Below are 10,642 nucleotides of genomic sequence, written 5' to 3'. Positions count from 1 at the left end.
AGGACAAAATTCATTAGATAGAATAGATGTTCAAAAAGCTGAATTAATGGCATTTAATTACTTTGTGGAAAATGCACCAGAGGCATAGGCCTATGATAAAAACCATAAAAATAATCTATACTGTATTAACACTTATTGGAGTGTTAGTAACAGGGAATAATACCCTTGTTTTAAGAAGCATAGGCAATAGAGTTGAGAGAATGACTATCCCCCAAGTTACATCTCACTCACAAATAAATATAAATTAAATTTAAAGGTCTAGAAAATTTCTAGACCTTGTTTTATTCCAAAGAAAAGTATTTAAAAAATATACACTTTTGAAGAAAAAATAAAAAAAAATAAAAAAACTTCTACTTTTTTTCATGCTAAAAAAATGATATAATAACGTGGATAAAAAATATACAGGGGGATAGAATGAACAAGGAGTTAAAAGTGATGGAGCCGAAACAATACGATGATGAGATTGATCTTTATGAATTAATTGAGATACTAGTGAGACATAAATGGAGTATCGTTATAACTACTGTAATTTCTACACTATTGTCATTAATAGTAGCACTTTATGTCCGTAGTAATACACCAAATTATTTGGTTAAGAGTATTCTTATTCAACAAGATACCTATGGATTAAAGGGTCTAAATAAAATAAATGTAGACACAGTTTTACTTCAAGATAAAAATGTTGAAAAAATCTTAGAAATAGAACCTATAAAAAAAGAGTATCTAGAAAATACACCAGAAGAGATGCAAAATATGGCATCAGAAAGAAAATTTTTACAAGAATTGATAGTTATATCTAAAAATGAAAAAAAACCTGAAGAAGTATCAATAAAAACCCAGATAATAGTGGATGAAAATAGTGGGAAAGATATTATAAATAAATATATAGAGATTTTAAGAGAACAAGATAATCTGGTAGATATAATTACGAAAGAGAAAAAATTAAAGAGTGATTCTTTAGAAAAAACTAAAGTAGAAATTGAAAATATTCAAAATGAAATTTTAGATATTTTTAAAAAAGATAGCGATTTAAGAGCTTTAAAACCAGAAGAAAAGATGAATTATATAGCAGCTAAATATCCAGAATTAAATTTAAGAAAAAATGAGCAAGAGAAGTATTATAATACATATGTTAATGAGTTAATTAGACTTGATTCTTTAGATGATAAAGCAGATATTATTAAAGAAACTACAGACATATATTTTCTAAAAGGACAAAGTAAAGCTAAAATAATTTTAGTTGTTGGAATATTAATGGGATTATTTTTAGGAGTAATGGTAGCATTTTTAAAAGAGTTTATAGATGGATATAAAAAAAGATATAAAAAGTAGGAGTTGAATTGCAAATGAAACATAATCAGAATGCAAGGGGAAGAATACCCTACACATTAGCTCTTTTTTTGCTATATGAGTGGGTTGTAAGAGTTATGAGTTTAAGTATAAATACTTCTATATATGGGTTGTTTTTTATGCTTATATTATCTTATTATGTATTTGGAATATTTACTTTAAGAGAAAAATATTCTGTTAAAGAGTTTTTGATTTCAATGTCTCTAAATAGCGCTATATTTTTTATATTATTAATATTCCATAAAGACTTTGAAATAATTATTTATTTTTTAATATATACAGGATTGCAAAATTTAATTAGATATGTTTTAGGAAAATTGTATAAAAATAATATAAGAGTATTAATACTAGGAGACGAAACAGAGGAACGAAGAGTAAAAAAAGGTATTATAGATAATTTGGAATACAGTTATATAGGATTTGTTAGTGATAAAAATAGTAATGCTCTTGGAAAAATAAGAGAGATTGAAGATATTATAAAAGTTTATGGAATTACAGAAATAATATATTTAAAAGAGTTAGAAGAACAATTAATTGATGAAATTTTTAAATTAAAGTTATCTGGAATGAAGGTTTTAGACTCAGATATTTTTTTACAAAATGTAGAAGGAAAGATAGACGTAGACAAAATATCAAAAAAATGGTTTTTAGAATCAAAAGGATTTGATGTATTAACCTCTACTTTAGATAAAAGATTAAAAAGGTTTATTGATGTAGCTATGGCATTGGTTGTGTTTTTAATAGGATTACCTTTTATGATAATAACTTATTTTTTAGTGAAGTTAGATAATCCTAGAAAATTTTTTTCAAATCCAGCTTTTTTTAAACAAAATAGAGTTGGATGGAGAGGTGAGATATTTCAAATAGTAAAATTTAGATCTATGAGGATACATAATCCAAATGAGCATTCTAAATATGCTTCAGAAAAGGATGATAGAATAACAACAATAGGAAAATTTATAAGAAAAACTAGATTAGATGAATTGCCTCAAATTTGGAATGTTTTAAATGGTGATATGAGTTTTGTAGGACCTAGACCTGAGTGGGATGAACTGGGAAGAGATTATGAAAAGAAAATTAATATGTATAAGTTACGTTATGCAGTAAAACCTGGACTTACTGGTTGGGCTCAAGTTATGTATCCTTATGGAGCAAGTATCGATGATGCAAAGAAAAAATTAGAATATGATATTTATTATATAAAATATCAAAATATAGCAATGGATATAATAATATTATTTAAAACAGTAAAAGTAGTACTGTTTGGAAAGGGGAGGTAAAATTGTACGATATTACTTCGAGTATTGTAGTATACAATACAAAATTAGATGAGTTAAAAAAGGCTATTGATAGTTTTTTAAATACATGTTTAAATGTTCATTTGTATATATCAGATAACTCACCAAATGATGAATTAAAAAAATATATAAAAAATATGAATGATTCTAGAATTTCATATATTTTTAATAATAAAAATGGTGGATATGGTTGGGGACATAATCAAATATTAAAAAATATAAGTGAAAAATCCAAATATCATTTAATTTTAAATCCAGATATTTACTTTAAAAAAGGTGTTTTAGAAGAATTATTTTCTTATATGGAAAAAAACAGAGATATAGGAAATATAATGCCTATGGTTAAATATCCAAATGGTGATATACAATATCTGTGTAAAAGAATACCAAAGCCAAAGGATTTGTTTTTGAGAAAATTTTGTCCGTTTAAATCAGTAATAGAAAAAAATAACTATAAATATGAAATGAGAGAAACAGGTTATGATAAAATAATGGATGTTCCTATATTATCAGGATGTTTTATGTTTGTAAGAAATGAAGTTTTTAAGACTGTAGGGCTATTTGATGAGCAATATTTTATGTATCTGGAAGATTTTGATTTAAGTAGAAGAATTCATGAGAAATATAGAACAGTATTTTATCCAAAAGTAGAGATTATTCACGCCCATGCAAAAGAATCATTTAAAAATAAAAAAATGGCAAAAATACATCTAAAAGCAGCAATAAAATATTTTAACAAATGGGGATGGATATAGATGGAATTAAAAAAGAATCCAAAAGTAGAGATATTAATGGCTACTTATAATGGTGAAAATTATATAGAGGAACAGATTGAAAGTTTATTCAATCAAACATATACAAACTGGAATCTTTTAATACGTGATGATGGTTCAAAAGATAGAACAATAGAGATAGTAAAGAAACTAGAAAAACAATATCCTAGTAAAATAAAATTATTAAGAGATAATAAAGGAGGGCTTAGAGCAAAGGACAATTTTTTAGAACTACTTAGAAACTCAAAAGAAAATTATATTATGTTTTGTGATCAAGATGATATATGGTTGCCAAATAAAATAGAATTAACTTTAAATAAAATGTTGGAGATAGAGGATGGTCCTACTTTAATTCACACAGATTTAAAAGTTGTAGACAAAAGTTTAAATATAATTGCAAATTCTTTTTGGAAATTTCAAAATTTAAATCCAAATAGAAAGACTTATAATTATTTGATTGTACAAAATAACATAACAGGATGTACTATGATGTTAAATAGAAAGTTAGTTAATTTATCCAAAGGAGATTTTCCAAATGGAACTATGCATGATTGGATAATTTCAATAATAGCATCTATTAGTGGAAAAATAGCATATGTTTCTGAACAAACAGTTTTATATAGGCAACATCCATTTAATCAAATTGGTGCAACAAAAATTTCTATATCTTACATAAAGCTTAAAATAAAAAATTTAAAAGAAGATAGTATTAGACAAATAAGTCAAGTTAAAGATATAATCGACAGTCTTGAAAATATTGAAGTAAAAAATAGAGATGAAATAGAAGAATTTATAACAATAAAAACAAAAAATATATGGCTTCAAAAAAAATGGATTTTTAGAAAAAAATTCTTAAAAAATGGAATTTTAAAAAAAATAATTCACTGGATATATTTTTAAAGTATATTAATTTTCATAAAAAATAAAAAAGGAGCGGATAAGTTGGTTATAAAATTTATCAAATCAAAAAAATGAAGATTTGGTTGTTGTTATATATAGGTACAATACTATTGTGCGTATTAGATGAAAAAATAATTCTGGCAAAAAACTTAAATATTTTATTAAAAAAAATGTATATTATATGTTTAGTTTTTGTAATTGGATTTAGATATAAAATAGGAACAGATTATGATACATATGTAAGAATAATAAATGAAAATTTATGGATTGAAGATATCGGGCAAGAACGAATCTATGTAGAGATTTATAAAATTCTTGATAAATATAGTATGGATAGCCAAATGTTTTTTTTAATAACAACAGTAATAATGATATATTTTTTAAATAAATTTATAAAATATACTTCACCATATTATTATTTAAGTTTTTTTCTTTTTTTTGTAGATCAAAAATTTTTCATGAATGTTTGGTCTAATGGAGTAAGACAAGCAATAGCAATAAGTATATTTTTATATTCTTTAAAATTTATAGTTTATAAAAATCAAAAGATTATAGGAATTGGATATATAGCGTTAGGAAGTTTATTTCATATAAGTATTTTGAGTACTATTCCAATTGTTTTATTTTTAGACAAGATAAAAATAAAAAAAAAGTATTGGTTGTTCATTCCATGTGTAACAATTGTTATAAAAAAATTAACAAATTATATAATTCTTTTATTAGGAGGAAGATATTTAGGATATTTACATTTAGATTTTAAACCAAATGGAATAAAAATAGTTATAATATTTTTAATTTTATCGTTTTTACTTGTAATTTTTTATAATAGGGTATTGAATTATCTGTATTTTGAAAAAATAATAAATAAAAATGAAAAAATAATAAGTGATAGATTGATAAAATTATTTCAAATAGGAGTTTTTATGTATGTAGGATTAACTCCAATAAGTACTAATTTAGCTAGACTTTCAGATTACTATATTATATTAATAATAGTAATAATTCCGTTGTATAAAAAATATAGTGAGTTATCTAAAGAGAAAAAATATATAAATAAATCACGAATATACATAGCAATTTATATATTCATTGCAATGATATACCAAGCAAAAAATATAACTTATTATAAAAATAGTACTTCAGTAAATAATTTTGATTATAAATTAAATATAAAAATATTAAAAAATGAGGAAGAAAAATGAAAAAAATAAGTGTTATAATACCTGTATATAATGCTGAAAAGTATTTAAAAAAATGCATCGAGTCGATTTTAAAGCAAACATATAAAGATATTGAAATTATACTAATAAATGATGGCTCTTTCGATAAAAGTAGAGAAGTTTGTATTTGTTATCAAAATAAGAATAAGAATATAAAATATTTTGAACACGAAAATAAGGGCTGTAGTTATACAAGAAATAGAGGTATAATCAATTCAAGTGGAGAATATATTTGTTTTATAGATAGTGATGACGTTTTGGAAGAAAATTTTCTAGAAGTATTGTTTTTAAAAATGAATGAATTAAAAGCAGATTTAATAATAACAAAAATAAAGCAGTTAAATAATGAGAAAATTCAAAAGATTATAAATTATTCAAAAAAAGAAATAAAGTTAAATGATGATATAAAAAAAATAAATTCAATATTATTTAATAGTCCTTGTAATAAATTATTTAAAAAAGAATTAATAACTAAATTTAAAATTTTTTTTCCAGTTGAAACGAGTATAGCCGAAGATTTAGCCTTTGTATTTAAATATGCTACGGTATCTAAAAAAATAGTTTTTACAGATGAAGTTGCATATTTATATAGATATAATCCTAATTCTATAACAAGTAATATAAAAATAGAAAAAATCCAAGAAGGATTTAATACATTTTCAGATATAAAAAATTTCTTAAAAGAAAAAAAAATATATATTCAAAATAAAAAAGCATTATTGTTTATAGAAAAAAAATTTTTAATAAAAACAGCTTATTCAATAATTGGTAGGAGCTATAAAATTAAAAATTTTTTAAATATAAAAAAAGAAGTAGAAAAATTTGAAAAAAATTTAAAATCGTATGATCTTATTTTATATAAAGATTATAGAATGAAAAAAATACTACTATTTTTAAGGATGTATTTTAGAATGTTACTTAAAAAGGAGAAAAAATGAAAATAATTACATATTTTTTACCACAATTTCATGAAATAGAAGAAAATAACAAATGGTGGGGAACTGGTTTTACTGAGTGGACAAATTTAAAAAAAGCAAAACCTCTGTATAAAAATCATCATCAACCGGTACTTCCATTGAATAAAAATTATTATAATTTATTAGATAAAGAAATTGTGGAATGGCAAACAAAACTTTCAAAAGATTATGGGATATACGGATTTTGTTATTATCATTATTGGTTTAGCGGAAAGAAACTTTTGGAAAAACCAGCTGAAAATATTTTGAAATGGAAAGATATAAAGCAAAAATTTTGTTTTTGTTGGGCAAATCATTCGTGGAAAAAAACTTGGAATGGAACGATGGAGATGTTAGTAGAGCAAACTTATGGTGATGAAAATGAATGGAATGAACATTTTGAATATTTAGCACAATTTTTTATTGATTCGAGATATATAAAAATAAAAAATAAACCAATTTTAGTGGTTTACGACGCGAAAGCCATTCCCAATTTTGATAAAAGAATACAATATTATAATGAAAAGTGTAAAGAAGTGGGATTAGATGGAATATATCTTGTAGAAACAATAAATTTTGAAGCTCAGCAACCTGTGGGAAAATATACTCAAGGTATTACATTAAGAGAGCCCACAATTAGTTTTTTTAAACAAAATTTATTTAAATTATTAGAATATAAAATAAAAAGAAAATTAAAAATAAGTCCTGCTGTATTTAAATCAGAGAAATTATATGAAAAAAGCATCCAAATAGCAGAAACATATTCGACAACTAAAGAAGTTTTTTTAGGTAGTTTTGCAGCTTGGGATTCGACTCCAAGACACTCTAAAAGAGGATATGTTATTTATAATAAAAATATTGAGCATTTTGAAAAATATTTAGAAAATCAAAAAAAAATTATAGAAGAAAATAAAGCAAATGAATTTGTATTTTTTAATGCTTGGAATGAGTGGGCTGAAGGAATGTATTTAGAACCTGATGAAAAAAATGAATACAATTATTTAAATATTATAAAGAAGGTAGTTAATGAGAAAAATAATTAAAATGATTTATTTTATTTTTAGTGATTTGAAAAAATATATTGAAAACTTAAAGTTTAAGTTAGAATGGAGAGAATTAAATAAAAATAATAGGACAATACCAACTAAAAAATTTCCTATAGATAAAGTAAGAGTAGGGAAATTTTCATACGGAGAAATTGAGGTTCAAACATATGGAAATAAAGATTCAAGATTAGAGATTGGAAATTTTGTTTCAATTGCTCCTGGTGTAGTTTTTTTACTGGATGGTAATCATGAAATTAATACTTTTACGACGTATCCTTTTAAAGTGATGTGTTTAAATGAAAAAACAGAATCATTGACAAAAGGACCAATTATAGTAGAAAATGATGTTTGGTTGGGAACAGATTCAGTTATACTGTCAGGGATAACAATAGGTCAAGGGGCAATTATTGCAGCGAGGAGTGTAGTTACTAAAAATGTACCACCTTATGCTGTAGTAGCAGGAAATCCCGCAAAGATAATAAAATATAGATATCCAAGAGAAATAATTGATGAAATGTTAGAGGTTGATTGGAATAGAGTAGATTTGAAAAAAATTGAAAAATTAAAAAATAAATTATACGAATCGTTGACATTAGATTTAGTAAAAACAATAAAAAAAGAATTTGGAGAAAATTAAATGGGAACAGATAAAATATTACTCTCTGTATTAATACCAACGTTTAATAGAGCGAAGTATTTAGAAAAAGCTTTAATAACATTTTTTGAACAAATTACAGATGATATAAAAGAGAAAATAGAAATAATTGTTTCAGATAATTTTTCTATTGATAATACAGAAGAATTATTAAAAAAATTTGATAAAAGAGCCAAAACAGACGGAGTAAATTTTAAATTTTCAAAAAATGAAGAAAATATAGGCCCAGATGGTAATTTTTTAAAATTAATAAAGGAAAGTAACGGTAAATTTTGTTGGATTTTTGGTGATGATGAGTTTTTACTAAAAGGTGGATTAGAAAAAATAATAAAATTATTAGATAAAAATTCTGAAGTAGGTTTATTACATATAAGTAATCAAAATTTAAAAAAGAACAAAGAAAAGTTCACTAAAGATGAAACTCAGATTTTTATAAAAAATGTAAATTATATGATTTCTTTTATAACTGCTAATATATTTAATAGAAAATATATAGATTGGAAAACTAATTATGAGAATTATAAAGGGAGTAACTTAATTCAAGAAAATTTTTATTTTCAATCGATATTAAAAAGTAAAGAAAATATATATTTAAATTCTGAAATTTTTACAACTGAAAGAGCAGATAATATAGGTAATTATAAATTATTTGAAACATTTGGAAAAAATCAAAATGGTATATTTAATTTTTTTCTAGATAAAGGATTAGAAAAAATAACAATAGATTTTATTAATAAAAAAATGTTAAGAGAGTTTTTTCCAGTTTATATAATGAATTTAGGTGAACAAAATAAATGGGAAAGTGAAGATGTATATAAGGAGATGAATATTACATTTTCTCAATACTTAGAATTTTGGATATTTTGTGTTCCTTTGATAAAACTTCCAAAATCGTTAAAAAAACTATATTTTTTAGGTATTCGTGTATTTAGTAAATTAATAAAAGTTATAAGGAGATAGTGCATATGAGTAAAATAGATAACTTAAAGCAAGAAATATTAGAAAAAACTAAAGAGTTATATGAATTAAAATTTGGAGAAAAAAAAGAGTTTACTCCAGGAGAAACATATGTAAATTATGGAGGAAGATTTTTTGATGAAAAAGAGATGGTAAATCTTATAGATTCATCACTTGATTTCTGGTTAACAACAGGACCTTGGGCTAAAAAATTTGAAAAGGGACTAGCTGATTATTTAGGAACAAAATATTGTTCACTAGTAAATTCAGGATCATCAGCTAATCTTTTAGCATTTATGGCATTAACATCGCCATCTTTAGGTGATAGAAGAATAAATAGAGGAGATGAAGTAATAACTGTAGCAGCGGGATTTCCAACTACAGTAACTCCTGTTATTCAATATGGAGCAATTCCTGTATTTGTAGATGTAGAGATTCCTTCATATAATATAGATGTAACTCAATTAGAAGCAGCTTTATCAGAAAAAACTAAAGCAGTTATGGTAGCACACACTTTAGGAAATCCTTTTAATTTAAAAACTGTAAGAGAGTTTTGTGATAGAAATAATTTATGGTTAATAGAAGATAACTGTGATGCTTTAGGTTCAGAGTACTTTATAGATGGAGAATGGAAAAAAACAGGAACTATTGGAGATTTAGGAACATCAAGTTTCTACCCACCTCATCATATGACTATGGGAGAAGGAGGAGCTGTATATACTAATAATTCTAAATTAGCTAGACTAGTTAATTCTTTCAGAGATTGGGGAAGAGATTGCTGGTGTGATAGTGGAAAAGATGATACTTGTAAATATAGATTTACAAAGCAATTTGGAGAATTACCTTTAGGTTATGACCACAAATATGTATACTCACACTTTGGATATAACTTAAAAGTTACAGATATGCAAGCAGCAATAGGATGTGCTCAACTTGAAAAACTTCCTGCAATCGTTGAAGCTAGAAGAAATAACTGGGAAAGATTATATAACGGATTAAAAGATTTAAGTGATAAGATCGTACTACCAGAAAAAGAAAAAGATAGCAATCCAAGTTGGTTTGGATTCTTAATTTCTGTTAAAGAAAATTCAGGAAAATCTAGAGTTGAATTAGCAAAGTATTTAGAAGCTAATAAAATTCAAACAAGAAATCTATTTGCAGGAAATCTAATAAAGCACCCAGCTTTTGATGAGATGAGAGCTTCAGGAGAAGGATTTAGAACTGTAGGAGATTTAAAAAATACAGATTTTATAATGAATAATACAATTTGGATTGGTGTATATCCAGGAATGACAAATGAAATGTTAGACTTTATGATAGAAAAAGTTAGAGAGTATGTTTTAGGATAGGGGGAAGAGATGAAAGCAGTTATTTTAGCAGGTGGATTTGGAACAAGACTTAGCGAAGCTACAAATTTAATACCAAAGCCAATGGTAGAAATTGGAGGAAAACCAATTTTATGGCATATAATGAAAACTTATTCACTA

The 10,642-nt window shown here is 24.4% G+C and carries 11 protein-coding genes; all 11 read left to right on the top strand.

Features of this window, described 5'->3' with window-relative positions:
* Window positions 1-414 precede the first annotated feature (414 nt).
* Window positions 415-1,332, top strand: coding sequence for a Wzz/FepE/Etk N-terminal domain-containing protein (locus tag ACRDDY_RS12845; protein ID WP_438565341.1), 918 nt, complete (start codon window positions 415-417; stop codon window positions 1,330-1,332).
* 14 nt (window positions 1,333-1,346) lie between these two features.
* Entirely contained in the window at window positions 1,347-2,630 is a 1,284-nt protein-coding gene (locus ACRDDY_RS12840) for an exopolysaccharide biosynthesis polyprenyl glycosylphosphotransferase (RefSeq protein ID WP_438565340.1), read from the top strand.
* A gap of 2 nt (window positions 2,631-2,632) precedes the next feature.
* Entirely contained in the window at window positions 2,633-3,403 is a 771-nt protein-coding gene (locus tag ACRDDY_RS12835; protein ID WP_438527105.1) for a glycosyltransferase family 2 protein, read from the top strand.
* The gene (locus tag ACRDDY_RS12830) at window positions 3,404-4,321 is read left to right on the top strand and encodes a glycosyltransferase family 2 protein (RefSeq protein WP_438565339.1); all 918 of its coding nucleotides are present in this window, start codon (window positions 3,404-3,406) and stop codon (window positions 4,319-4,321) included. It begins immediately after the preceding gene.
* Between the two features lie 83 nt (window positions 4,322-4,404).
* Window positions 4,405-5,523, top strand: coding sequence for an EpsG family protein (locus tag ACRDDY_RS12825; RefSeq protein ID WP_438565338.1), 1,119 nt, complete (start codon window positions 4,405-4,407; stop codon window positions 5,521-5,523).
* On the top strand, window positions 5,520-6,479 hold the full coding sequence (locus tag ACRDDY_RS12820; RefSeq protein ID WP_438565337.1) for a glycosyltransferase family 2 protein: 960 nt from the start codon (window positions 5,520-5,522) through the stop codon (window positions 6,477-6,479). The genes ACRDDY_RS12825 and ACRDDY_RS12820 overlap by 4 nt, the downstream gene beginning before the upstream one ends.
* A complete protein-coding gene (locus ACRDDY_RS12815; protein ID WP_438527109.1) occupies window positions 6,476-7,540 on the top strand; it encodes a glycosyltransferase WbsX family protein in 1,065 nt (354 codons plus the stop codon). Before ACRDDY_RS12820 ends, ACRDDY_RS12815 begins: the two co-directional genes overlap by 4 nt.
* Window positions 7,524-8,180 (top strand): CatB-related O-acetyltransferase, encoded by a 657-nt coding sequence (locus tag ACRDDY_RS12810; RefSeq protein WP_438527110.1) that lies wholly within the window; start codon window positions 7,524-7,526, stop codon window positions 8,178-8,180. Before ACRDDY_RS12815 ends, ACRDDY_RS12810 begins: the two co-directional genes overlap by 17 nt.
* The gene (locus tag ACRDDY_RS12805) at window positions 8,181-9,158 is read left to right on the top strand and encodes a glycosyltransferase family 2 protein (RefSeq protein WP_438527111.1); all 978 of its coding nucleotides are present in this window, start codon (window positions 8,181-8,183) and stop codon (window positions 9,156-9,158) included.
* 5 nt (window positions 9,159-9,163) lie between these two features.
* Window positions 9,164-10,504: a lipopolysaccharide biosynthesis protein RfbH gene (rfbH, locus tag ACRDDY_RS12800; protein WP_438565336.1), complete on the top strand. Its 1,341-nt coding sequence runs from the start codon at window positions 9,164-9,166 to the stop codon at window positions 10,502-10,504.
* A gap of 9 nt (window positions 10,505-10,513) precedes the next feature.
* Window positions 10,514-10,642, top strand: a 129-nt coding sequence (locus ACRDDY_RS12795) for a sugar phosphate nucleotidyltransferase (RefSeq protein ID WP_438565342.1), incomplete at its 3' end; no start/stop codon positions are given.

It is taken from the genome of Clostridium sp., from assembly GCF_051656525.1.
In the GTDB taxonomy this organism is placed as follows: domain Bacteria; phylum Bacillota; class Clostridia; order Clostridiales; family Clostridiaceae; genus Clostridium.
The sequence above is the reverse complement of the archived record's forward strand: the minus strand, read 5'-3'. Positions and strand labels throughout refer to the sequence as shown.

Bases quoted from the DNA above. Each gene is read 5' to 3' on its own strand.
- ACRDDY_RS12845 (WP_438565341.1), top strand. From the start codon at position 415: ATGAACAAGGAGTTAAAAGTGATGGAGCCGAAACAATACGATGATGAG.
- ACRDDY_RS12840 (WP_438565340.1), top strand. From the start codon at position 1,347: ATGAAACATAATCAGAATGCAAGGGGAAGAATACCCTACACATTAGCT.
- ACRDDY_RS12830 (WP_438565339.1), top strand. From the start codon at position 3,404: ATGGAATTAAAAAAGAATCCAAAAGTAGAGATATTAATGGCTACTTAT.
- ACRDDY_RS12820 (WP_438565337.1), top strand. From the start codon at position 5,520: ATGAAAAAAATAAGTGTTATAATACCTGTATATAATGCTGAAAAGTAT.
- ACRDDY_RS12815 (WP_438527109.1), top strand. From the start codon at position 6,476: ATGAAAATAATTACATATTTTTTACCACAATTTCATGAAATAGAAGAA.
- ACRDDY_RS12810 (WP_438527110.1), top strand. From the start codon at position 7,524: ATGAGAAAAATAATTAAAATGATTTATTTTATTTTTAGTGATTTGAAA.
- ACRDDY_RS12805 (WP_438527111.1), top strand. From the start codon at position 8,181: ATGGGAACAGATAAAATATTACTCTCTGTATTAATACCAACGTTTAAT.
- rfbH (WP_438565336.1), top strand. From the start codon at position 9,164: ATGAGTAAAATAGATAACTTAAAGCAAGAAATATTAGAAAAAACTAAA.